This is a genomic window from Pseudidiomarina sp. WS423, from assembly GCF_050750165.1.
GTDB lineage: Bacteria > Pseudomonadota > Gammaproteobacteria > Enterobacterales > Alteromonadaceae > Pseudidiomarina > Pseudidiomarina fusca.
In genome coordinates this window covers 130,527-154,619 of sequence record NZ_JBOJLN010000004.1, presented here as the reverse complement: position 1 = coordinate 154,619, position 24,093 = coordinate 130,527, and the positions used below count along the sequence as shown (strand labels likewise).

At 48.5% G+C, this 24,093-nt stretch carries 22 protein-coding genes and 1 pseudogene; 12 read left to right on the top strand and 11 right to left on the bottom strand.

Annotated elements, in window-relative coordinates:
- Positions 1–105 precede the first annotated feature (105 nt).
- Together ACQ661_RS06090 and ACQ661_RS06085 are read right to left on the bottom strand one after the other, a co-directional pair.
- Positions 106–750 carry a response regulator gene (locus ACQ661_RS06090; RefSeq protein ID WP_431667947.1) on the bottom strand — a complete coding sequence of 215 codons (645 nt, stop codon included), beginning with the start codon at positions 748–750 and terminating at the stop codon, positions 106–108.
- Between the two features lie 32 nt (positions 751–782).
- A complete protein-coding gene (locus tag ACQ661_RS06085; RefSeq protein WP_431667945.1) occupies positions 783–2,003 on the bottom strand; it encodes a sensor histidine kinase in 1,221 nt (406 codons plus the stop codon).
- A gap of 72 nt (positions 2,004–2,075) precedes the next feature.
- Between ACQ661_RS06085 and ACQ661_RS06080 the strand changes: the two genes are divergently transcribed.
- From ACQ661_RS06080 to ACQ661_RS06070, 3 genes are all read left to right on the top strand, one after another.
- Entirely contained in the window at positions 2,076–2,810 is a 735-nt protein-coding gene (locus tag ACQ661_RS06080) for a hypothetical protein (protein WP_431667944.1), read from the top strand.
- 21 nt (positions 2,811–2,831) lie between these two features.
- On the top strand, positions 2,832–3,749 hold the full coding sequence (locus tag ACQ661_RS06075) for a hypothetical protein (RefSeq protein WP_431667943.1): 918 nt from the start codon (positions 2,832–2,834) through the stop codon (positions 3,747–3,749).
- Between the two features lie 347 nt (positions 3,750–4,096).
- Positions 4,097–4,612 (top strand): hypothetical protein, encoded by a 516-nt coding sequence (locus ACQ661_RS06070; RefSeq protein WP_431667942.1) that lies wholly within the window; start codon positions 4,097–4,099, stop codon positions 4,610–4,612.
- 40 nt (positions 4,613–4,652) lie between these two features.
- On the opposite strand, the pseudogene ACQ661_RS06065 reads toward ACQ661_RS06070, so the two are convergent.
- Positions 4,653–4,876, bottom strand: a pseudogene (locus ACQ661_RS06065) (hypothetical protein); the annotation flags it as partial.
- A gap of 224 nt (positions 4,877–5,100) precedes the next feature.
- On the opposite strand from ACQ661_RS06065, the gene ACQ661_RS06060 reads away from it, so the two are divergent.
- Positions 5,101–5,865: an HNH endonuclease family protein gene (locus ACQ661_RS06060; protein ID WP_431667941.1), complete on the top strand. Its 765-nt coding sequence runs from the start codon at positions 5,101–5,103 to the stop codon at positions 5,863–5,865.
- Between the two features lie 237 nt (positions 5,866–6,102).
- On the opposite strand, the gene ACQ661_RS06055 is transcribed toward ACQ661_RS06060, so the two are convergent.
- Together ACQ661_RS06055 and ACQ661_RS06050 are read right to left on the bottom strand one after the other, a co-directional pair.
- Positions 6,103–6,699 (bottom strand): response regulator transcription factor, encoded by a 597-nt coding sequence (locus tag ACQ661_RS06055; protein WP_110076876.1) that lies wholly within the window; start codon positions 6,697–6,699, stop codon positions 6,103–6,105.
- Positions 6,696–7,811, bottom strand: coding sequence for a sensor histidine kinase (locus ACQ661_RS06050; RefSeq protein ID WP_228759584.1), 1,116 nt, complete (start codon positions 7,809–7,811; stop codon positions 6,696–6,698). Before ACQ661_RS06050 ends, ACQ661_RS06055 begins: the two co-directional genes overlap by 4 nt.
- Positions 7,812–7,963: 152 nt before the next feature.
- On the opposite strand from ACQ661_RS06050, the gene ACQ661_RS06045 reads away from it, so the two are divergent.
- The 3 genes from ACQ661_RS06045 to ACQ661_RS06035 are packed head-to-tail and all read left to right on the top strand — an operon-like array spanning position 7,964 to position 10,701.
- Positions 7,964–8,689 (top strand): ABC transporter ATP-binding protein, encoded by a 726-nt coding sequence (locus ACQ661_RS06045; protein WP_431667938.1) that lies wholly within the window; start codon positions 7,964–7,966, stop codon positions 8,687–8,689.
- Positions 8,682–9,419 (top strand): ABC transporter permease, encoded by a 738-nt coding sequence (locus tag ACQ661_RS06040; protein ID WP_110076879.1) that lies wholly within the window; start codon positions 8,682–8,684, stop codon positions 9,417–9,419. Before ACQ661_RS06045 ends, ACQ661_RS06040 begins: the two co-directional genes overlap by 8 nt.
- 22 nt (positions 9,420–9,441) lie before the next feature.
- Positions 9,442–10,701, top strand: a complete 1,260-nt coding sequence (locus ACQ661_RS06035; RefSeq protein ID WP_431667937.1) for an amidohydrolase family protein — start codon at positions 9,442–9,444, stop codon at positions 10,699–10,701.
- Between the two features lie 224 nt (positions 10,702–10,925).
- On the opposite strand, the gene ACQ661_RS06030 is transcribed toward ACQ661_RS06035, so the two are convergent.
- Complete coding sequence (locus ACQ661_RS06030; RefSeq protein ID WP_431667936.1) at positions 10,926–11,723, bottom strand: SDR family NAD(P)-dependent oxidoreductase; 798 nt, start codon at positions 11,721–11,723, stop codon at positions 10,926–10,928.
- 41 nt (positions 11,724–11,764) lie between these two features.
- A complete protein-coding gene (locus ACQ661_RS06025; protein WP_228759515.1) occupies positions 11,765–12,580 on the bottom strand; it encodes a DODA-type extradiol aromatic ring-opening family dioxygenase in 816 nt (271 codons plus the stop codon).
- A gap of 145 nt (positions 12,581–12,725) precedes the next feature.
- Between ACQ661_RS06025 and ACQ661_RS06020 the strand changes: the two genes are divergently transcribed.
- Together ACQ661_RS06020 and ACQ661_RS06015 are read left to right on the top strand one after the other, a co-directional pair.
- Positions 12,726–13,616 carry a LysR family transcriptional regulator gene (locus ACQ661_RS06020; RefSeq protein ID WP_431667934.1) on the top strand — a complete coding sequence of 297 codons (891 nt, stop codon included), beginning with the start codon at positions 12,726–12,728 and terminating at the stop codon, positions 13,614–13,616.
- 254 nt (positions 13,617–13,870) lie between these two features.
- A complete protein-coding gene (locus tag ACQ661_RS06015; protein WP_431667933.1) occupies positions 13,871–14,827 on the top strand; it encodes an amidohydrolase family protein in 957 nt (318 codons plus the stop codon).
- A 62-nt stretch (positions 14,828–14,889) separates the two neighbouring features.
- Here ACQ661_RS06015 and ACQ661_RS06010 read toward each other — a convergent pair whose 3' ends face one another.
- Entirely contained in the window at positions 14,890–15,978 is a 1,089-nt protein-coding gene (locus tag ACQ661_RS06010) for an NADH:flavin oxidoreductase/NADH oxidase (RefSeq protein ID WP_431667931.1), read from the bottom strand.
- Positions 15,979–16,193: 215 nt separating this feature from the next.
- On the opposite strand from ACQ661_RS06010, the gene ACQ661_RS06005 reads away from it, so the two are divergent.
- Both ACQ661_RS06005 and ACQ661_RS06000 read left to right on the top strand, forming a co-directional pair.
- A complete protein-coding gene (locus ACQ661_RS06005; RefSeq protein ID WP_431667930.1) occupies positions 16,194–16,931 on the top strand; it encodes an endonuclease/exonuclease/phosphatase family protein in 738 nt (245 codons plus the stop codon).
- A 25-nt stretch (positions 16,932–16,956) separates the two neighbouring features.
- A complete protein-coding gene (locus ACQ661_RS06000; RefSeq protein WP_431667929.1) occupies positions 16,957–18,363 on the top strand; it encodes an amidase in 1,407 nt (468 codons plus the stop codon).
- 26 nt (positions 18,364–18,389) lie between these two features.
- Here the strand turns inward: ACQ661_RS06000 and ACQ661_RS05995 are convergent, their stop codons facing one another.
- Positions 18,390–19,076 (bottom strand): hypothetical protein, encoded by a 687-nt coding sequence (locus ACQ661_RS05995; RefSeq protein ID WP_153826593.1) that lies wholly within the window; start codon positions 19,074–19,076, stop codon positions 18,390–18,392.
- Between the two features lie 180 nt (positions 19,077–19,256).
- On the opposite strand from ACQ661_RS05995, the gene ACQ661_RS05990 reads away from it, so the two are divergent.
- A complete protein-coding gene (locus ACQ661_RS05990) occupies positions 19,257–20,306 on the top strand; it encodes a lipoyl protein ligase domain-containing protein (RefSeq protein ID WP_153826592.1) in 1,050 nt (349 codons plus the stop codon).
- Here ACQ661_RS05990 and ACQ661_RS05985 read toward each other — a convergent pair.
- Positions 20,303–22,624: a DUF2309 domain-containing protein gene (locus tag ACQ661_RS05985; protein WP_431667928.1), complete on the bottom strand. Its 2,322-nt coding sequence runs from the start codon at positions 22,622–22,624 to the stop codon at positions 20,303–20,305. The genes ACQ661_RS05990 and ACQ661_RS05985 overlap by 4 nt on opposite strands.
- Before the next feature lies 1 nt (position 22,625).
- The gene (locus tag ACQ661_RS05980; protein ID WP_431667927.1) at positions 22,626–24,050 is read right to left on the bottom strand and encodes an NADH-quinone oxidoreductase subunit L; all 1,425 of its coding nucleotides are present in this window, start codon (positions 24,048–24,050) and stop codon (positions 22,626–22,628) included.
- Between the last annotated feature and the right edge of the window lie 43 nt (positions 24,051–24,093).

Genomic DNA, 24,093 nt, shown 5'->3' with positions numbered 1-24,093 from the left:
CGATAATACCGTTAATTAGCCGGCACCACTGAGGTACTTAAGATTAGAACTTGTTATTTTAAGGAGCTAGTTAGCGACAGAGAACAGCTATAGGTTCCCTTAGCGTTAACAAAACCCGATAAGTCCCAACTCAATAGCCCTTAAAACTGCTCGCGTCCGGTCTCTCACACCAAGCTTCGCCATGATGGCGCTTACTTGATTTTTAATGGTGCCTTCCGACTTAAAAAGAGCGTCGGCAATTTCTTTATTGGAACAACCGGCGGCAATAAGGCGTAATATTTCTAGCTCTTTAGCGGAAAGCGCCTCGGGCGCGGCAAAGGCCTCAAATTCGGAATGTAAGCCTTGTAATCCGTTTAAAAGCGAGGTGGTAATGGTAGGTTGAATCATTGACTCGCCAGCTACTATTCGCTCAATACCACTCACTAGCATTTCGAGTTCTACGTCTTTAAGTAGGTACCCTCGCGCCCCTGCTTTCAACGCTTCAAGAAGCATATTATGGTCGTCAAAGGTGGTCAGAATCAAAACCGGAATTTTTATGTTTTCTGTACGCATGGCTTGTAGAAGCTGAATACCATTCATTTTTGGCATTCTTAAGTCGAGCAGGATTATGTCAATGTCGCTGCCATGGGCTTTGATCCACGCAAGTGCCTCTTCGCCATCTGCTGCTTCATGTGCTACTTCAATATGGGCTGAAAGCGACAATAAGCTCGCTAAGCCTTGTCGAATTAATTTTTGGTCATCGACTAACATAACTCGGTGCTTTTCGGGTGAGTGCAAAGTGCTCATAAACCCACCGGTATTCTAAGACACACCAAAAAGCCGCGCGCTTGGCGCTCAGCAGTTACAGTGCCATTAAAGCTTTTTAGCCGCTCCTGCATGCCGTTCAAGCCATTGCCAAATTCGATCGGTTTGCTGCTTTGCCCGTTGTCTTTAACACGCACTACAAGTTCGCGTTCAGATTGCTGCACCTCAATTCCTACCTTGGTGGCTTTGCCATGTCGCACGCTATTGGTCACGCTTTCCTGCACACCGCGCAATATTGCTAGCGCTTGTTCTAAATTGAGTACCGCAACTTTGTTCGGGAAAGCCAATGAAACCTCAATGCCCGGTAATTTTTCGACCAAAGCCTCAAGTGCTTCGCGCAAATTCAGTTGTTCATGTTCACGCATTTCGCTTACGGCAACACGCACGTCTGCGAGCAGTAATTTCGAAATAGCACGAGAACGCTCTACGTCAACTTTCAGAGCTTCAGGTACCTTACGCGCCAGCACCTGGAGCTGCACCGTAAGCGCGGTAAGATGATGGCCTACAAGATCATGAATATCGCGGGCAATACGCAGCCGTTCTTCCTGCTGCGACGCCTCTTTCACAAGTGACTGCATAGCAATAAGCTCTCGATTCGCTTGCTCTGCGCGCTCTTTTTGAAATTCTGCATTACGCCTCGACTCCATCATAATGAGCGCGAACACTTTAAACGTCGTTAATAGCACTGCTGTAATGACAATGCCGTCGGGCTGCCAACGCAGAAAGTGCGTACTCCACGCAACAAAGCTCCACAGTGGCGTGAGCCAAAGCGCCCAGCGAAAAGGCATAAAATAAGGGAGCTGCGCCGACCACACCACTAATAAAATGGCACTAAACATATTGGGTGTGGTGTACATTATTGAACAAATGACTACAAATTGACCACCAATTATTAGGTGCCGGGGCCATCTTGAGAGCGGTACTTCATCGTTTGTATTGATGAAAAATGTAACCGTAAAAGTTGCATAAAGTAACGCCAACAAAGTAAGCCTTGGTGTGCTTGCGTTGGTGGTTGAGAGTAACAGCCACAAGTCGAAAGCGGCCACTACCAGCACGGTGCCAATACCGCTTAGTCGATCAGCATCTAGCTTTAAGTTTTTCAGTTCCATTGCCTGAGTATGCAAGCAATTGCGTAAATCACCAATAGGCCAAAAGTCATTTTTAAAGTTGTGACTTCTGTCACTAACATACATTTTCATAGCCACCTAAAATTTCCTCCAAGGTTTAAGAGGCCTGCTCTTTACCCCTATGTTCTCGGAGGAATGGCAATTATGTTAACCATCTATCAACTTACCGTAGCAATTCACGTTATGGCTGGAGCGCTCGCAGTCTGCCTATTTTGGGTGCCTGTACTTTCTCGTAAAGGCGGTTTAAATCACAAAAAATTCGGCAAGATTTATGGCTCAAGTATGCACGTGGTTGCGTTGACTGGCATTTTTGCTTCCGTAATGGTGTTGTTATTCAATACTGCCGTTAAACCTGAACTTGCTGCGGTTCCTCACCTTACCGAGGTGCGCCTAAAACAAACTTATATTTTTGCTTGGTTTCTTATTCATCTTGGCATGTTGATTCACTGCGCTATTTTTCACGGTAATCAAGTGCTGGAGCACAAACGCAACCGTAATGGCTTGAAAAAGCCTCTGCCTTTAGCCATCAACGGAGCGTTTGCAATCAATGGATTAGCACTTAGCGCTTTTGGACTCTTTAACAGTCTCGTTTTACTCATTGTATTCGGCGCACTTGGAGTGGTGATTGGTGTGTCTAACTTGGTTTATATCTACCGTAAAAGCGTGTCTCCAACGGCTTGGTTGCGTGAACACTTGGGAGCTTATCTCGGCTCTGGAATTGGTGCATACACCGCTTTCATTGTGTTTGGTGGAAATTCGTTACTACACGCTAGTGGCTGGGTACAAACTGCCCTTTGGTTCGCTCCTGGAGTTATTGGATCATTCTTTATCGCCAAACTCTCAAAGAAATATGACCCGCCACGCAAAGCTTTAAATTAAGGCCATAAATAAGGACCGATTATGAAACACATACTTATTCTCACAGTCGCTGCATGCACATTTGCCACTGTAAACACTTGGGCCCAACATAATTCCCAAGCTCTTGAGCCTCAGCTGCAGCAAATAGAAGCACATTTGCCAAATGAACTTGGCCCTGCGCAGCGCCTAATGGAAAGGCTTCTTGAGCAGTATCCTGAGGACCCTCAGGTGAATTATTACTGTGGTGTAATTTATGGCCTACGTACGGGAGAAGGCATATTGAGCGCTATGCGCAATGCACCAAGAAGCCGTAAGTGTATTGAAAAAGCCGTGGCCCTCGAGCCAACTAATATGAAGTACCAACTAGCCGCGCTGAACTACTACTTGAATGCACCTTCTATTGTAGGCGGCGGCGAGACCAAGGCTCGGGCCAAGGCCGCTGATATAGCAACGCTCGACAACCTTCAAGGTACACTTGCGCAATTACGTGTAGTGAACGTTTTCGACGCTAACAATTATACCGCTGCATTAACCCAGGCCATGACAAAACACCCGAATGAACCCCGACTCAAACTTCGTTTGGGGCTACAAAAGCAAGCAGAGGGAGATTATGCAGGCGCTCACACCTTATTCAAACAAGCCGCTATGTTACAGGCAGACAGCGCGCTCTCGGAGCATCCAGAAATTCGTGCAGCACAACTAAACGCTCGCTATCAAGTGGCTAGAAATGCAGTGTTTAGCGGCATTGATGTGCAAGATGGAATTCAAAGTATGGAAGCATACATTCTTGCATTCGACAACGACTTAGAACTTCCAGAGCTTGCTTGGGCGCATGCTCGCATGGCTCAGCTCATGAAATTGGACAACAACGAAGCGGGTGTTGAAGCACATCGCCAACTTGCACAGCAGCTTGGTCAGGAGAACGACAAAGCACTGTATGAATTGCTCGACCGCCTTTAAATGCGCATTCAGAATTGCCGCAGGGCCAAGGAAAAGAGAGTATTTCAATTTGCGCTGTGATTCAGGGTCATTATAAAATAGGTACTAGATGCTTGATTTGTATTGCATTGGTATTCGGTGGTGTAGGTATCTCCGTCTCGCTCATGAACCACCGAAATAGCATCATTGACTGACGTTCAAGCAATTGCCACTGATAAAGGTTGCAAGAATATGAGCCAACTAATTGATTTAATGCATTTAATCTTCGAGTTGTCATTTGATGCAATTTGTAATTTGCATGAGTTACGACTAGATTTTTATTGTGGAGTTATACTTTCACCATAAAAATTAAAAGGAATTTCAGTAAAGTGATTCAATATATTCATGAATTTGCATTATCAACTAAAAACCATCGAGTGCGTTTGAACCCGTCAGATGTGTTCAAATTAGGTACTTATATATCATTCTTTGTGGTTTCATCTATAGTCTTTTCCGGTTCTACTTATGCCAAAGCAGTTTGCAGTACTCAAGTGATAGAGGAAGAAGGCTCCCCGACTCTCAGTCCTGGGCTGATTGATGCAATGTATGAAGCAATTAGCACTAACACGTTTGACCTTGACGAACCTTATACTGTAATAAGTAAGAAACATTTCTGTACGGGTGTAGGTAAGTCTAATATAGGATCCGAAAGTGCTTTTGACACGTTTAGCAATGTTCCAAATCCTGACCCAACACCGAAAGAAGGTGATAAGCAAACAGTCACACAGACTAGAGCCGATGGAACTAGGACGTGGAGTTATACTTATATAAATGGAGTTTGGGTATTGACTGGATACAAATACACTCCTACGCCTGATGCTGATAGTCTGCCAGACGAGCCATAGTGCATAGCTTTGACCGATATGCTTACTGCAACAATAATCCTTATAAGTACAAATATCCGGAAAAGCCTGAGTTTTGAGGTGGAAGATTTTCCACATGAAAATTGCCCGAGGTTGTCTCCTCTAAAATGCCAATTTCAACGAGCTGTTTAAGGTATACAGAAGCGGTTTGACGCTTGGCTATATCGCGTTCGACCAAATTACTAGTTGACAATAAGGCTGCTCAAAGATCACTTGAACAAGTTCGTGACTATATCTTTTGGTCAACAGCTTACGCAGGCCTTTAGTTACGACGATCGTGGTAACGTGATAAGCGCGCGGCTGTCGAGTTGAGCGTTTAGGGCAACGTCCTCTTCTTTAGAATCTCTCCAGTACTGCTTGCATACACGTTTCTTAGCGTATGCAAGACTTCAAGTGGCTACTCAACGTTACACTCAATGTAAGAAATGGCTTACACTGCGGGTATTTAATGCCGCACCTGAGAATACGACATGCACTACAGCGCTTTGCAATCGACTTACACTGGACCTGTACTCAAATCGGCCATCATCTCTTTCATTTCATGTTGCTTAATAATCTTCTCAGGTGAATTGCTTGCCGAACCAGTCAAAATGAGCACCAGCAAAATTTGTCATGACAGCTCGAGTGAATATTATTCACGAACGAAAAACTTCACCGCTTTCGAAACAATCGAAGCTTGCTTAGCCGCTGGTGGAAAGCTCCCCAAAGGAAGTCACAACCACAACAAGAATGGAGTTACTAAACCTGCAAATTCTACAACATCACAAAGTTACTCCAGGAGCGCTTTCGCGCACTGGACAGATGACGATGGTGATTGCTTAAACACTCGTCACGAGCTTTTACAAGACTTATCAACTGGACCAGTAACAATGTCAGAAAATGGATGTCGGGTGCTTCGTGGACGTTGGAACGACCCATACTCGGGGAACGTACTTTTTGATTCATCGAAGATGGATATTGACCACCTTGTGCCACTGGCGTGGGCTTGGGAACATGGTGCGGATAAGTGGACAGATGCAGAAAGAAAAAACTTCGCGAACGACCCCGTCAATCTCTTTGCAGTTACAGCTAATCTTAATCGGAGTAAAGGCGCAAAAGGCCCTCGCGATTGGTTGCCTCCAAATAAAGAGTTTCATTGTCAGTACGTTACTCGATATCTGCGTGTAATGCTCAAGTATGATTTTAATGAATCAGCTCGCGACAACATTCGTGAGCTTCGGAAGCGCGTCTGCTAGATGCGTATCTAGCGCTCGAGTCAACCTGCAGCCGTGTATGCGGCACGAAGCCAAGCCTTAACCTCGTCGTCTACTTGGGCAGCATCGGTGAGCTTCACGATGTAATGACACATTTTCCCACTACCCTGTGGCTCCAAACGCGGCGTATTATAGCCATGAAACAGGCTAGCAAATGCTCGTACCAGAAATTTGCCGCACTAACTAAGCGTTGGTCGTTTTGGTTCATGGTTGTTATCGTCATAACCAGCCCTGTTGATGAGCGAAGCGTGCGGCCTCGACGCGATTATTTGCGTGTAATTTACTTATCGCCTCGGAGAGATAGTTGCGGGCAGTTCCCTCTGCAATAAACAATGCTTCTGCAATAGCTTGTGTGCTCATTCCCTGTCCTGCAAGGCGCAGTGCCTTGCGTTCTTTCTCCGTTAGTGGGTCCTGTTGGCCGAGTGCTTGCAGCAGTAATTCATTGCTTATTACTCGCGCTCCCGCACAGACCTTGTGAAGTGAATCAATGAGTGTAGCAATCGGAGCATCTTTGAGTAAGAAGCCGCTCACTCCAGCATCAACGGCACGTTTGATATAACCCGCGCGATTAAACGTCGTAATAATGACGGTTTTGAGTGCTGGCTGATGCTGCTGTACCCACTGCAGAAGCTCAAGCCCAGAAAGATGAGGCATTTCGATGTCGGTCAAGAGTATGTCGTAGTGCTCCTGTTGCAGTTGTTGCTGCGCTGCTGCACCGTCGACCGCCTCATCAACCTCGTAGTCTGCCTCTAAACGAAGCAAGCTAGCTAACGCGGTGCGCACCATCGTTTGGTCTTCGGCAAGCAAAATTTTCATGTCGTTGCTCCGGTTACTTTGAGTATTTCATGCTTCGGCAACTGCAGGGCGACGGCACAGCCCCGTGCGGTGAAAACTTCGACGGAGCCGCCCAGCTCTTGTATTCGTTGTTGTACTCCCAACAGACCGTTACCTCTTTGAACTTCTGCATGATTACCGTCGTCGCTTACTTGCACCCGATAGACGTCGGCGCTTTCATCAAAATGAATAGTGCAGAGCTGGCCTGAACTATGGCGAATCACATTTGTAACTAATTCGGTTATGGCGAGCACTAGGGCTGTTTCACGCGCTGCATCAAACAGCGGTGGCTTACCTAAGATATCGGTGCGAAAACCGGCATCCTGTAAGCGCTGTTCTAGCCGCTTCAGTTCAAGCGCTAGTCCACGATGTTTATAACCTGACACGCTTTGCCGCACTTGCGACAAGCTAATACGAGCTATTTCGCTGAGCTCCTGTAGCTGTTGCGCAGCGGCATCGTATTGCTGTTTACCAAGTTGCGCTTTGGCTAAATCAGATTTCAATACAATACTCGAAAGTGTATGCCCCAAGATATCGTGTAAGTCGCGGGCGATGCGCTCGCGCTCAACACTCGTTGCGAGGCGTTCGATTTCTTCGGCACTGCGGCGTTCTGCGGCGGCGTGGCGTTGCCGCAAGCGTTCAACTCGGCCAAAGATCGCAACGGTTACCACAATAACGGTACCGTAATGGAAAAACAGGTCCCAATGCGTACCCACACCCCACTGAAATACTGCGAGGGTAGCGATGACACCAAGCACGGCGGTTAAGGCATAGGGCCAACGATAGGCAAAGCCCACAAAAAAGCCGACGTAGCTGAATAAGGCAACGGAGCCGGGGTTCCAAGGCGTTACCACACAGGCAATAGCGAACATACCCAGAATCGGCCAAAGCATGCGTTGGTAAGGCAAATAGAAGCAATAAAAGTACAGAGCGACAAATACCAACATGGCGAGCGAAAGCAACACGATTTCGCTGACCGTATAGGGGAATAGCACCATCGGTAGGATGTAAAAACCTAAGTTAAATAGATAGACCCAAGCATGTTTCGCTTCTTCGTTAGAGGCCTTTTGTTTGGTTTTTTCGTTGATCATCATCTGCTTCTTTGGCTCGAAGTTACCTCATTATGGCCATTGCTAGCCCATTCGGCTAGTGACATTTGTCACCTTCAATTGCTGACAAAAACGACTGTCGCGCGAACTCCTGTCTCCCTAAACTTGGCTCTAACATTATTTACTGGAGATCGCCCATGGCAGTCGCACACTTATCTATTCACGGCTTAAGCAAAAGCTATGGCCAGCATCGCGCGCTTTGCGATGTGGATCTCACCGCCTATAGCGGCGAGGTTCTTGCAATACTTGGCAAAAATGGTGCGGGTAAAACGTCACTCATCAATAGCGTGCTTGGCATCCACGCCTATCAAGCAGATCAACTTGAACTTTTTGGTCACCCCATGTTGAACCAACATCGACCGTTAGCGGTACGACAGCGTTTAGGCGTCATGATGCAACTCGGTACACTGGCAGCCAATCTAACTGTCTACGAGCAGTTGGACCTGTTTTGTAGCTATTACCAAAACGGTTTTCAGGTTGGTGAGCTCATAAACAAATTTAATCTTAGCAGTATCGCCAAGCAACGCTTTGGCAAACTTTCTGGCGGCCAGCGCCAGCAAGTCCTTTTCGCCCTCGCCGTGGCTGGTAAGCCCGACTTACTGTTTCTTGATGAGCCGACTGTCGGCATGGATGTCGAGGCGCGTCATGCGCTCTGGCAGCATATTCAAAAATACCGCTCTGCTGGCACGGCTATTGTACTGACCACCCACTACATTGAAGAAGCCGAGCGTTTGGCCGACCGTGTCGCGATGTTGCGAGAGGGAAGAGTTATCGCTGCAGGCACTTTGTCCGAGGTGATCGCTGATCATGGTTCACTCGAGCAAGCCTACCTAGCCAACATGCAGGAGCAGCGCTATGTTTAATGCGAATTTATACGTTAAAGAAGCAGGCTATGATTTACTAAGTCTATGGCGTACACCCGCGTTCTTTTTGCCGGCTATTTTATTTCCAGTCACTTTTTATATCTTTTTTGGTATCGTTTTTAATTTCAGCTCGGGTAGCGGTCAGTACATGCTCGTTTCTTATGCCTGTTTCGGTATGATGGGGCCGGCTATGTTCAACTATGCGACCGCAGTCGCCAGTGACCGAGCCCATGGCTGGCTTACGTTGAAGCGCGTTGCGCCTATGCCCTTTAACGCTTACGTAGCAGCTAAGTATGTCAGTAGCTTGGTCTTCGCCTTGTGCATTGCCTTAATCCTGTTTGTCACCGGTGGGATTTTTGCTGGCGTCGAACTCTACGCTTGGCAATGGTTAGCGCTGTTGCTGGTATTGCTAATCGGTACCCTTCCCTTTGCCCTTATCGGCTTATTGCTGGGCCTATGCTTGTCCGACAAAAGCGCTCCCGCTGTGGTCAACTTGGTTTATTTACCTATGGCCTTCTTATCCGGCTTGTGGGTGCCCATTCAATTCTTACCGGAAGCCGTGCAATACATCGCCTATGGCCTGCCCGCTTACCACTATGCGCAGTTGGCACATGCTGTGATTGGCACGAGTCAGGGACATAGCATTTGGCTGCACTTGGCTGCACTTGTCGGCTTTTCCCTGTTACTTGTTCTGCTTGTACGCTGGCGTTACCAGCGCCTTTCGCACTAATTTAAATGAGAGCCTGTTACCTATGAAAAAGATACTTCTATTACTTGTCGCTGTTGTTGCTATACTGGCTATCGTATTGAATTTACCAACTCCGAAAACTGCTGACGTGGCGAACGACAACAGCTTCGTGATCGGTCCGGTGAACATCTTTGACGGCGAAAAATGGCGCGATGAAAAATTCGTGGTTGTGCATGAAGGCTGGATCACTGAGCTCTCGATGCAACGACCTGACCTTGACTTACCCTACCGTGAAACCCAAGGCCAAGTGCTGATGCCCGGCTTAATCGACGCACATGTGCACGTCTGGGGCGATGCCCTTGAACAAAGTTTGAACTTTGGCGTGACCACCGTGATCGATATGTTCGGTGACCCTAGCTTTTTACAGCAGCATAAAGCCGCACGTGCGAAGACCCAGCAAGCTGAACATGCTGATATCTTTGGCGCTGGCTACTTAGTCACTGCACCTAACGGCCATGGCACGCAATACGGTATTCGCGTACCCACGTTAAGTGATCCTAGCGCAGCCCCCGAAGCTGTCGCAAAACGCCTCGACAGTGGCTCTGATTTTATCAAAATCGTCTACACCCGTGCTGATGCCGTTTATCAACATGCACCGTCGATTTCGTATGCGGAACTGGAAGCCACCATTAAGGCCGCCCATCAAGCGCAGCAACTTGCCGTGGTGCATGTTGCCGATCACGCTTCAGCAGTGGACGCCGTCAAAGCGGGTGCCGACGGCCTGGTGCATAGTTTCTTTGACCGCCCAGCGAGCGATGAGCTAGTGCAATTGATGCGCAGCAACGGGACTTTTATCATCCCAACCATGGCGCTGTATGAGGGTATGCTGCGAGGTGAGTTAAACGAAACGCTGTTAACCGCAGAAAACATAAAGCTCCCAGCGAGCGCACAGACCAGCCTCAATCAGTCGTTTGGCAATACTCAATTCCCACCGCACTTTTATGACAACCTGCTACTCACTACTGAGCGGCTCTACCAAGCAGGAGTGCCGATTTTAGCTGGCAGCGACGCACCGAACCCAAGCACCGCTCACGGCTGGTCATTACTGGTAGAACTCGAGCTATTAAAGCGTGCTGGATTGCCGCTCGAATCAGTCCTGCACGCAGCAACCGCCGCGCCAGCAAAGGCCTTTGCTCTGCCTCATCAAGGGCGCATTGCCGAGGGGATGAAAGCTGACCTACTCCTAGTTGATACCAGTACTACAACGAACTTGCCGGCACTATTCCATCCACTAGCGATTTGGAAGAATGGCTTTGCACTCTGAAACAACAGTGGCCAAGATTAGTTGGCTACTCCCCCCCACGAGCGTGGGGAAGACTTCGACAAGGTGCCAGACAACGAGCTTGGTTGGGAAACACCCCCACGAGCGTGGGGAAGACTTGCGTATAACTCAGCGCTTTTCTCTGCGCTTTAATAAGTACCGCCAAGTCGGCTGCGCGCTGAGTGAGCATGAGTAAACCTCATAAATATATTCTCACGAACGGAGCTTCAGGTAATGCTTTCCACAATGCCACCTTCAACACGCAAGGCGGAACCTGTGGTGGCACTGGCCTGGGGAGAGGCGGCATAGACACAGATGCTAGCAACTTCTTCCGGTTCGGCAAAACGCCTTAGCAGCGTGGACGGCCGGTTTTCATCCAAAAACAAGGCCTCCATTGCTTCCGGGGATACTCCCCGCTCAGCCGCTAGGTCAGCCATCATGGCCTTGGCTCCTTCAGTACGAGTCGGACCAGGCAGGATGCTATTCACGGTCACACCGGTACCAGCAAGAACCTTCGCTAATCCTCGGGAGAGGCCCTGGAGCGCCGCCTTGCTCACCCCATAGTGCACCATCTCGGATGGAATATTTAACGCCGATTCACTCGAAATGAACTGGATGCGGCCCCAGCCGCGAGTCTTCATGCCGCTGGCATAATGCCGAGCGAGTCGTACACCGCTCATCACGTTTACCTGGAAAATTTCTTCCCAAGCGGCATCGTCGATATCGAAGAATGGAACGCCGCCATAAATACCTAGATTATTGACTAAAATATCTACTTCTGGCACCTGTGCAATGATGGTCTGACAACCTTCTGCGGTGCCTGGGTCGGCGATAATACCCTTGGTATCATCACGGCCGCTGGTGCTAGCTATCTGAGTCAAGGCTTTATCCACTTTGGCTCGGTCGCGGCCCACGATGGTCACTAAGGCTCCTGCCTGAGCCATCCCTTGAGCAATAGCCAAGCCAATACCAGCGGTAGATCCGGTGATCAACGCATGTTTGCCTGTTAATTCAATCTTCATCATTCTGTTCCTCTAGCCATTGATTGTTGAGAAGCCCACGCCACTCAACCAAATTGAAACGCCGATAATTGAGTTTCCATCACTCGTTCTGAATAAATTTTCTTGCCGGGCTCGTCGTCCGCTGCACCCGCTGCAAGCAGCAATGGGATTAGGTGTTCCTCGTTTCCGCGCGGATGACAATCGAGAGCGTAAGGTGCCTGAAACCATTGCTTCAATCGTTGATAACGAACTTTGGAGTCACCTTCTACAGTGTCCGTCAGCCAATCATCGAACACCTCGGAAAGCGGCGTAAACCGCCTGTCGCCGTAACCACGCATATTGTGAAAGCTCATGCCACTACCGAGAATCAGCACACCTTCATCACGTAATGGCGCCAAAGCTTTGCCTGCCAGCAGGTGTGCCTCGGGATCTAAGTCTTGCCGTAAAGAAAGCTGAACCACAGGAATGTCTGCCTCGGGGAACATCACTTTGAGTGGAATAAACATACCGTGGTCAAACCCACGCACGGAATCCTCGAGGGTGTACTGTTGTGCCCCACTCAGTAGACGACTCACGCGATGCGCCAACTCAGGTGCTCCCGGAGCTGGATAGGTCAATTCATAGGTGTGGTCCGGAAAACCGAAATAGTCATAAATCAGATGAGGCTGGCTGCCGGCGGTCACACGAAACTCTGGAGTACGCCAGTGAGCGGATATCATCAGGATGGCCGTCGGCTTTTCTGGCAAACATCCACTGATATTTCGGAGGAATTCGGCCATACCGTCCCACGTATTGCGGGGATTCCAGTCCATAAAAAAGCAGGGACCGGCGCCATGGGGAATAAAAAAAACTGGTTGTTTTCTAGGCACTTTTGACTGCATAGACATCGACATACCTCCAAAGGCTTGAATAGTTCAGATATCACAATGAACAGGTTATACTGATACCGAGAAAAGGAGAATAGACTTAAACAAGGAGCTATTTTAACTAAAAGTAGGAAATAAAATGCTGGACCGATACACAAGCATGCAGGTGTTCATTCAGGCAGTTTCCAAAGGTAGTCTGTCTGCTGCAGGCCGAGAACTCAACATGTCGCCAGCAATGGCCACAAAACATGTGGATTCTTTGGAAACTAGACTCGGCACCAAATTGCTTCATCGCACGACTCGACAGTTGTCACTAACAGATGCCGGACGGCAATACCTACAGGCCTGTCAGCGCATTCTTCAAGATATTGAAGAAGCCGAGTCCGAGGTATCTTCGCAGCAGCACCAAGCCATGGGTCGATTACGTTTAAATGCACCGCTATCCTTTGGCACACGCTTCATAGCACCATTAATACCCGAATTTACCCAGCGTTATCCTCTGGTAGAGGTGGATCTTGGCCTGAGCGACACCCAACAGGATCTGCTGAAAGAGAACTGGGATCTGATTATTCGCATCGGACATCTCGCTGACAGCAATCTCAAAGCTCGCCGTCTCGGTAATTGCCCGATGCGACTTTGTGCCTCTCCTGAGTATTTGAAAAAACACGGAAAGCCTAACCGTGTAGCTGAGCTCTCAAGCCATAATTGCCTGAGCTACAACCTCTCCTCAGCACAAAGCAGCGGCACCTGGGCATTCGGCCAAGATGGCCAAATTCAAGTGCCCGTAACAGGCAACCTCATGTGTAACAATGGCGACGCACTTCTTGCTGCCGCCGTTAAGGGCCAAGGAATCATATATCAACCCAATTTTATCGTGTCGGAGGCATTGGCCAGTGGTGCTCTGGTTGCTTTAGAATTGAATCACCCCCCATTGGATCTCGGCGGCTTGCATGTATTGTTCGCGCCAGATCGTCGATTACCACTCAAAGTAAGAGCGATGATCGACTATTTGGTTGAGGTTTTTGCAACCTCGCCATGTAGATCGGCGTAAGTTTTAACCTTACTTACCAAGGCTCGTAAATGCTCGTACCAGAAATTTACAGACTGCTGTAAAGCGTTGCGTCCCAAAGTTATTTCGCAAATGCATCGGCGTTCGGCATCACACTTAATTTTTCTTCAAGATGTACTGCGCGTTGGTAGTTTTGTTTCATGGTTGTTATAGTCATAACCAGCCCTTTTGATGTGCGAGGCGTGCGGCCTCGACGCGATTAATCATACCCTGCGCTAGACAACTGAGAGTACATCATGAACACAATGGTTCGCTTCATCACACTTGTTACCCTACTAATCTTTATCGCAGCGTGCGAGCCTGCTCAACCGTCCGCACCAGGAAAGGCCACTCAACGCGTTATTGAACAACGTGATCAAGGCTGGGATTTACTTAAAGTCCATCCAGGGCTGACGCTTAGCGAATATCAAGCAATGGCAAAAACTGCGCGTGACGCAAACATCGACTTTACTGGTCATGTACCGAAAGACGTGGGTCTTGAAGTGGCATTAACAGAAGGCCAACGTACCATTGACCACTTAGACGGCTACTTGGAAGCCATCGACGCTTTAAATCGGCCTGCTAGTAAATACGAACTGGATTACCTCGTTGACTTAACCCTGCGTCACGGTGCCGCGGTGGTGCCAACCCAGGCATTGTGGGCTACGATTATTGGTGCCAGTGACATAGAGCAGCTGCGCCAGTACGAAGAAATTGACTATGTACCTGAAGCAGTGCGAGCCGGCTGGTTTAATTACTTAGAAGAGCCAAGTTTAGGGTACTTCAACGCCGAAGCGGCCGCCATTCAACAAGACAATCGCCAGCGGCTAATTAGAGCCCTATTTGACGGTGGCGTACCCATGATTTTTGGCACCGATGCGCCCCAATTATTCAGTGTTCCGGGCTTCTCAGCCTTACGTGAAATTGCAGTATTACACGACGCCGGAATTCCGCTGGCTGGAATTTTACACAGCGCAACCGTCGCAGCTGGGGAGTATTTTGCCGATAAAGATTTGTTCGGTCGCGTTGCAGAAGGTCACCGTGCTGATTTGGTGTTGTTACAGCAAAATCCGCTGGAAGACCCTGCAGCGCTCGCCGGACGCTCTGGTGTCATGGTGGCAGGCCAGTGGCTTGATAGAGCAACCATCGATAATCAATTAGAAGCCATTAGAGCTGCAGGCATGCGCAAATCAGCAAACTTCAAGCCCGAGTAGACCCAGTAAAACGTACCCGGGAGTACGTTTTACTGGGTTTAAGTTGGCTAAGGTTGCCAGCATCAGTAGCGTTCTAGCCAATGTGCATAAGGGGCTGGCAACACCCATGATGGTTTCTCCACACGCAGTGCTTTAGCTGCTTCGTAAGGCCAATGCGGATTAGCTAAATGGGCACGTCCTATCATCACTAAGTCTAACTGACCTTGGGCAACTGTATGCTCGGCCAGTTGCGGAGCATCAATTCCCCAGGCCGAGGCAACTGGGATGGCTGCCGCATGCCGAATACGTTCTGCGATAGGAGCCATGAAACCGGGTCCCCAAGGAATAGATGCGGTTGGGGTAGAAAAGCTGATACTAACGTTCAAGAAATCCAAGCCTTCGGCTTTCAATAGGTTGGTCAGTGCGATAGCTTCTTCAAGTTGCTGTTCATCGTTGCCGTCAAATTCAATCACGCCTAAACGTGCGGTGAGCGGTAAATTATCTGGCCAAACTTGCTTCACAGCTCGCACAGTTTCTACCAAAAAGCGTGCACGGTTTTCGAACGAACCGCCATAGTTGTCGTCACGCTGATTGGCGTGAGGCGACAAAAAGCTTTGTCCTAGATAGCCATGGGCAAAGTGTAGTTCTAACCACTGAAAACCAATATCACGGGCTCTTTCGGCTGCAGCGACAAAGTCGTGTTGTACCCGTTGGATGTCTTCGAGGGTCATTGCCATAGGCGTCCGAGGTAGGTTAGCGCCAAATGGAATAGCAGAAGGCGACAGGGTTTGCCAGCCTTTGGCATCTGCTTCGGCGATATGATCGTCGCCATCCCAAGGACGATTTGCACTGGCCTTACGCCCAGCATGCCCAAGTTGAATACCTGGTACTGCGCCAGCGGCTTGAATAGCTTCGACAATAGGTACAAACGCTTGTGCCTGCTCATCATTCCAAAGCCCGGTACAATTTGGCGTGATCCGACCTTCTGGTGAGACAGCGGTTGCTTCTACGATGATTAGACCTGCACCACCACGGGCCAAACCGGCGTAATGGTTAAGATGCCAATCATTGGGCACACCTTGTTCTGCCATATATTGGCACATTGGTGGAACTGCAATACGATTACGTAGTGTTACGTCTTTTAATTGAAAAGGCTGAAAAAGTGCAGACATGTAAAGTGTTCCTTATTGGTTCATTAATGCCATGGGTTGCATTATTCTACCCTTCTTTGCCAGCGCCGTTGTTGAATAAAAGCTATCGCGGCAATCGGTTTTTACAGCTTAGTTAGTATCCAACTAAGATAGAAACAAGCCGAACCAAAATGACTAGAAGAAGGTCTACTAGAAGGTGGTACGATGTGCCAAGACAGAACCTTCGGAGATCCCGTTTGCTTAAACCTAAAGTTTTGGTTCCTGAGCAGTTCCTTCACGAACAACCTATTCGTCATGGCGAAGAGTTTGGCGTGTTGTGTTGGAATACGCAGAAACTCACAGATACACCCGAGTTTCAGCGCACTCTTATGCGCCTTTTAGCGCAGTTTCCTTGCCTATTTTTACTACTACAAGAAGCCAAGCTTAGCTCTAAAACCAATTGGCTCTTACCGCATTGGTCTTACGCTGTCGCACCAAATATGCAAATGCGGCGTTCTACTTATGGTGTGCTCACAGCCAGTCAGTATGCGTTTACCGAAGCACAAGCTCGATTAAGTAGAAAGCGCGAGGGCATGTTCGCTACCCACAAAAGCTACATGCTTTCTTATCACACACTAGCAGAAGGCGGTGCGCTGTTAGTGGTAAATATCCATGCGATTAACTTTGTGCGCACACAGCAATTTTCACAAGAAATTGAGCTGATTAAGAACGAGATTTTAGATCACAAAGGGCCGCTTATTGTTGCTGGCGATTTTAATGTTTGGAGCCGCCAACGCCGCCTTCGTTTATTGCGCTTCTGTCGAAGCATCGGCCTCAAGCACGCCATTATGGCCGATCCTCATCATATTAAAACCTATCGACAACACCCGTTGGATTTTATTTTCTACCGTAATTTGTCATTGCAGCAGGCAGCGGCACTTGATACCAGTGCAGTGTCTGATCATAATCCGCTCTATGCCCGCTTTAAACTATAGCGGCAACTGACAGCAAAAGGCATCTATGAACTATTTATCAGCAACGACCATAGCGAATGCGATTCAAGCGGGCGACTTAACGTCTACCGCGATTACTGAGCACTATTTAACTCGTATTGAGCAACATAATCCAAAGCTGAATGCCTTCATAGATACCTATCGCAGCCAAGCGTTGGTGCAAGCGAAACAGCGCGATGACAACGCCAACCGTCTAGGTCCGCTGCATGGCGTTCCCATTTCTATTAAAGAGTGCTTTTTGTATCAGGGCACTGCAACGACGCTCAATTATCCGCCGTTGAAGAATTACCAAGGTTCGCAGACGTCCCCCTTGGTTCAACGCTTACTTGATGCCGGAGCAGTGATCCTCGGCAAGACCAATGTGCCGCAATTACTTGCTGATAGTCAAACCTTTGGCCCTCTCTACCCGACCGCCAATAATCCTTTTGATGTAACCCGAACTCCGGGTGGAAGCACTGGTGGTGGTGCTGCCGCGTTAGCAGCTGATTTGTGTGCACTAGAACTAGGCAGTGACATCGGTGGCTCTATTCGCAACCCAGCGGCTTACTGCGGCCTGTTCGGATTAAAACCCACCGAAAATGGGCACAGCCATGATGGCCATGTCCCCCCTTTACCTGAGCATAAGCTCGGCTTTAGTGTGATGAATTGTACTGGCCCGTTAGCACGCGCCCCGGAAGACTTAGAGCTCGCTTATCGAGTGCTTTATCCAGACCAGCAGTTAAAGCTTGAAGGGAGACCGTTAAGCGGATACACCTTTGGTTACTTTGATAACTTTCATGGTCTTACTGCTGGCCAATCAGTGCAGCTAGGTTTGGGCAAATTAAAGCAGCTATTAGTGGCTCAGGGAGCCACACTGAAACCCGTTACTATCGACAAGCAGCTAGCTGCACAGGTGATGGAGCTATGGGCTGAATTATTCGGTTTTTCAATCGCCCAAAATTTACCCTGGCTGATTCGTAAAATTTTCTACATGAAGTTTCGTCCTGCCCTCAGAGATAGCTCATTGACGCTCATTCCTGCGCTAAAACGTGGTTTAAGCCTAGACTTCAAACATTTGAGCAGAGCGCTGTATCGACGCCGTGAGGTGATTGCAGAACTCAACCGAAGTTTTGCGGCTTGTGATGCGGTTCTCAGCCCCACCGCCTTAGGCCCAGCATTTCAGCATAATCATCAGCATCAACGCATAGCTTTAGATGGAGAGCAAATACCTTACATGGATTATTGTTTCCCTTTTGTAGCCTTATATAACTTAAGCGGTCAGCCGGTACTTACCGTCCCCAGCGGATGTGACGAGCTAGGGTTACCAATTGGTATTTCTATCAGCGCCCCTCATCATCATGAAGGGCGCTTACTACATATCGGTCACCTACTGGCTCAAAACGGAGTGAGATTTAGTCCTCCTGAACTTGTTTAGAGCCAGAAAGGTAGGAGCTAAAGGGATTACATTCCTGGTAATTGCATCGGCTTTGCTGGCAGCTCAAAGTAACTTGCGGGCGGCGTGGTGGCAGAGCTCTTGGTAATTACAAACTCACTGCCTTGCCGCAACACACCATAACCTTGGTCTAGAATCTGCTTTTCCATTTTAGTCACGCTGGGCGGTAATTGACGACCGCTAGCCGTAATCATCAATTTAGTCATGGCATTCATCGCTCGAGCTAGCGCAACGATATGATCTTCTTGGCTAAGAACCATGGTGCTGGTTTGCTTTTGTCCCTGTCCATCAACATAAGTCATGGTGAAAACCTCACCACTAATGCCTGCCACCATCTCAGATTTGCCCGTATTACTTAATTCGAGCACATCCTGAATTTCTTCATCCCAAACGCTTTCCTGATCAAGCATCTTATTCATTGAGGCTATTGCTGCGGTTAAGTCAAAAACCATCGTCTGACCACCTTGCTGCATTACGGTGTACATTTTGTTATCACGCATGATCATGTAGCCGTCATCGGAGTCAGAAGTGATTCGTAACTTATCTGTGCCTGAATATTCTATCTTTATCCGCTCACCATCGTCTATCATGACTGCACTACCACCTTGTGCAGCCACGGCATAGACCGGGGCCAAGAAAACGGTAAATAGCCCAAGCGTTAATAGAGCGGTGAAAAATCTGTATGGTTGCATCATGCTTCTCCCTAATGTGTTGCTATCCTCTTTCATCTTAAATTTTAGACCTTATTGAGGGTTCTGCCAGTAATAACCACATGCGATTCAATAAGGCGGGTTAGAGCAAAGATTCGAGCCGCTAAAAATGCTAAGCTCAGGGCAACTTACACATCGTTGGATACGAATAGCAGAGGTGGCATCATGCACGGAGAATTTAAAGTTCCTGGCGGTAAGCTAGTAGTGGCAGATATTGAAACTAATCAAGAGGTTATTACCTCAGCTAGTATTTCTGGCGATTTCTTTTTGGAGCCTGATACGGCACTAGAGCATATTAACCAAGCGTTGGTGGGCCTATCCATTGATGCTAGCCATGCCATTATTAGTAAGGCCATTACCGCTGCCCTAGCGGACGATGTGGTGATGTTTGGCTTCTCTGCTGAGGCAGTAGCTACGGCGGTACGTCGCGCTTTAGGCAAAGCCAGCAGCTGGTTTGACCATGACTTTGCTGTGATTCCACCTGTCACCTTACCAGCGATACAACATGCGGCGCTAGATGAAGTGCTTGCGACCTCTGTTGCACAAGGTACGCGCGGACCAACCCTCAGGTTTTGGGATTGGGATGATTCAGTTGTGGTTATTGGCTGTTTTCAATCGGTTAGAAATGAAGTAGACATGGACGCAGCCAAGGCTGCTAATATCAATGTTGTTAGGCGCATTACTGGTGGCGGCGCCATGTTTATGGAGCCAGGTAACTGTATTACTTATTCGTTAACCGTGCCTAGTTCTTTGGTAGATGGCATGAGTATTGAAAGATCCTATCAATTTCTTGATACTTGGGTGTTAGCTGCACTAGCTGAAGTGGGAATTAAGGCGCACTACGTGCCATTAAACGATATAGCCTCAACCCAAGGTAAAATTGGGGGTGCTGCACAAAAACGTTTTTCTAATGGGGTGATTGTGCATCACGCCACTCTCGCCTATGACATTGACGCCGATAAGATGCTCAAAGTACTCCGTACTGGGCGCGAAAAGCTCTCTGACAAGGGCACCAAAAGTGCTAACAAGCGGGTCGACCCCATGCGCAGTCAAACCGGTTTACCGCGAGCCCAGATTATCGACGCCTTTATGGAGCAGTTTACCCAGCTTTATCAAACCCATACTGACAATTACAGCGCGGCAGAGTTAGCGACATCAGCACAGCTTGTTGCTAATAAATTTCGCTCTGACCAATGGCTCTATAAGGTGATTTAGGTTTTAGGTACCGCTACCCACCCGGTAGCGGTGCGTTGTTGCAACGTTGCTGTTGATGGTTGCCACTGCCATAGCCACAGCCATTCGTTGTCAACCAGTTGTTTGACGACCGGTTGCGCAGCTATCACCTGATCAATTGCGACCGTATCTGCTGCAATCACAACGGTAAGTCGCAACGGCTCATGGTACCAATCTTGTCCGTCATGTACAGATTGGCGTGCTAAGCCAATACGCAGATCTCCCCCATTCCCCTCAAAGACACCCAACCCATCAGCTACAACATTGTGCAGTAGCTTATTACCACTGCCAAACTGCTGCGGTGCCACCGTTGACGCGTAATATTGCATATTGATCCAATGAGCCACCACCATAGGTGCCGTTAACAACTGGGTTAATAGGCTTTGGTCTTGATCGTGCTCGGCGACATACTCGTGTAAAAAAACACGACCATCAAAGTTCAAGCTGCGAGTAACACTGCGCGGTGCAAAAATAATGGCCGCATTACGCGCGAGGCCCCATTCTGGACGAACTTCTGCCCAGCTTCCTGCCCGTTGTCGCAACAATTGCTGAGGGGGGACTGTGGCAGCCTGCTGCCCCAATAATCGCTGGGCTTGTTCTTGTTGCGCTTGGGTATTTGCAGCTGCTATCCAGGTAGCCACATCTTGAGGGACATCTGCACTTAAAAGCTGTAGCTGCTGTAATGTGGTGTTATGAAGCGCTGCAATAAAGCGTGTCTGAGAGGGAATGCTGATCTGATGGTGTTCAGTTAATAGCTGCCGTACTGAAGGCTCATTAAGGATTTGCGCCAGCACTTGCGCATTAACTGCGCCAGACTGACCGCCACAAGCGCCGCACTCCAAACTAGCAGCATGTGGATTATTATGAGTTGATGCTGTGTGGCCTATCAGCAACACTGACTCGGCAAAAGCTTCGGTGAGGCTCATACCCGTTAGCACTTGCGCAGCAACTTGAGCTAACTCACGGTTACTGACCGGTTGTTGATGACGAGTGATCAGCCACGGCCCAGTATTCACCAAACTTGCCGCGATACGCTGTTGGGGCTGGTAGGTTAAGGTTTTCTTAAGTAATTTAGCAATCTTTGCTAAGCCACTCATTTCAACCCAACCATAAGCCCCTGCAGGGCTCTCGTGAGCACGGTGCCAACTGGCGGAACGCCAGATTTTACTCACCTGCTCACTCGTTTCATGATGACCGGATAACTGCACCTGCCACTGAGGTGCCAGTAAAGCCGGCAGTTGGGGCTTGCTCAATTCTGCGCTTACTTGATATTCAACCGGTAACCCAAAAAAGCCGGCAAAACCTATGGTCTGAATCCCCTCATGCTGCGCCTCTAGCGCTCTGCGCATAGGTTCAGAGCGAACGTCTATACAGCATACAGCTTGCAGCTTTGGCGGTTTACCCAGCGTGTTCTCGGATTGCTTTGTCGATGGCGTCATCAATTGGGTAGTTAACTGCTGCTGATAGTCCTGCTCGCGTTTTGATTGCTGTTGCCACAGCGGTTGTAACTGTATAGCGACCTGTTGCTTACGCTCTAAATAATGACTCCAGGTTAGCTTGAATTGTTGCTGTAGTGCCTCATCGGAGCTTTGCCAGCAAACGAGGTCCCAGGCCAAGCGAATCGCTAGTAGCTGATTAAGCTCGTCATTAAAATCCTGCTGCTGGGTTAACTCTCGTTGCCAACGCCTTTGGGAAAAAATACTCGCCCAACCATACAGATCATGCAGCAGTACCTGCAGATAGATTGGCCACTGTGCTGCTGTTAGTGGAAGCTGATGTAAGGCTATTGGGTAAAGCTCGAAAATATCCTCTGGCAAGTTCTCTAAATGCTGTTGTATGTTTTTATGATTCAACAACAATGCGATGCCACGGTCTTGCCGCACCACCTTCAGCCATTGTTTAAACATACGTTGATTGATGTCATGGTGCTGTCCCACTTGCGCAGGATAATTAACCCATAATGCACAGAATTGGCTCATTTGTTGCTGAATTTCAGTTAACCACGGTAAGGTACGCAGCTTACGCTGAGCCTGTGTCGCATCGTAAGATGCCGCCACGCTGCCATGAAACCTCCCTTCAGACAACAACCCTTCAGCTCCTTTTACAAGCGGTATGTTAAACCATGCTAGTTGCTCTGCCGCAACCTCGTGAATTGATTCGGTACGCTGTTGCCACCAAGGATTAACAGCAATACTACGGTCTAGTGGCCATACCGGAGCGACCGTAGCTGTCGCTTGTTGTATCCAATTGGCCAAGCGGGTCACGTCTTGTTCTTGTTTAGAATGGAAGTTTGTAAACATACTAACGGGGTACTCCGGTAGTTGCAGAAGATACTCGTAAAGGCCAAAGCGTTAAGGTGAGGCGAGTAGCCCATTCATCCAGGTACAAGCCTGCATTCAACATGATAAAAAGTTTACTGCTATGGGCTGCTTGGGGTCGGTACAACAACCATAGGTAAACTCCTGTAATAGCGATTAAGACACTAGATACCCACAGATCCAGCCCAACGACAAGCGGAGCCTCAACAAACTCTAGATGCAGCTTTAATAACCACAGTGCCGCGCCATAGCAACTCAGCCAAATCATGGCGATAGCCATTGCTGGTATGAACTCAGCCCACGCAAAGCGTTCAAAATAGCTCGCTAGCCATAAGCTCAGCGCTAAACTCACCGCCAACCAAGGCGCCACATACGTAAGCAAATCCAACTCCATAACTGTGATCAGTACTAAGCTGCAAACACTGACTAACGTAACAATAACGGCGCTAAACGGTGGTAACGCTAGTCCGACAAAACGCTGCCGCTCACGCAACTCGACTGCGCTACCTGAACTTAAAAAGGCATAGGCTTTATAGCAAGAATGTGCCAGTAAATGCAGGACAGCCAAGGTGTAGTAGCCTAAGCTGATTTCAACCAACATCAGCGCCATTTGCGCCACAGTAGACCAAGCCAAGCGTACTTTGATGCTAATCCGGGTCATGGTGACTACCGCTGCAACTAACATGCTCAATCCAGCAACTAGGGCCAATAACCACCGCGCTAGAGGAGCATCGCTAAGTACTGGTGCAAATTGTAGCAACAAGAATCCGCCTAGATTAATAATGCCGGCATGCAGTAAGGCTGAGACTGCGGTTGGAGCTTCAACCACCTGCAATAACCAACCATGTACAGGAAGTTGCGCGCATTTAAGTAAGGCAACCAGTACCAGCAGCACCGCAGGTACCTGTTGATTCATTAAGGAGCCTTGCTCGGTTAGTTGACTGATATGGGTGGTACCCGTGTGATACCACAGCCAAATAAGCGCCGCCCCCAGCAATAACTCTGCGATACGCGCAAAGATAAATTTTTTATGGGCTGCTAGTTGTGCTCGAGGTCGCTGAGGATAAAATAATAGGAGCTGGTGCAAACTTAAGCTCACGGTCACCCAAGCCAACCAAAATAGCAGATAATGATCCGCTAACGCCGTGGTCAGAATGGATACCAACACCAACACCAACCAGCGATGAAACCGGTGTTCTTCTTGCTCACCACGCACTTGAACCGCGGCGAAACGCAACACAACCCAACCGATAAAGCAGATCATTGCGGCAAATCCAGTGCTCAGGGTTGTTAACGCAAAACCAAAGGCTTTAACCTCTGTCCAACCCGTGTTACCTATGAGCAAACTGGTGATCAGAAAGCAACCACATAGCAGAGCAATCGTAGCGGTACTAATGCGCCAGCGCATATGGCCTCCAAAAGTTATCCATTGATGTTGAGATTAGTGCAAG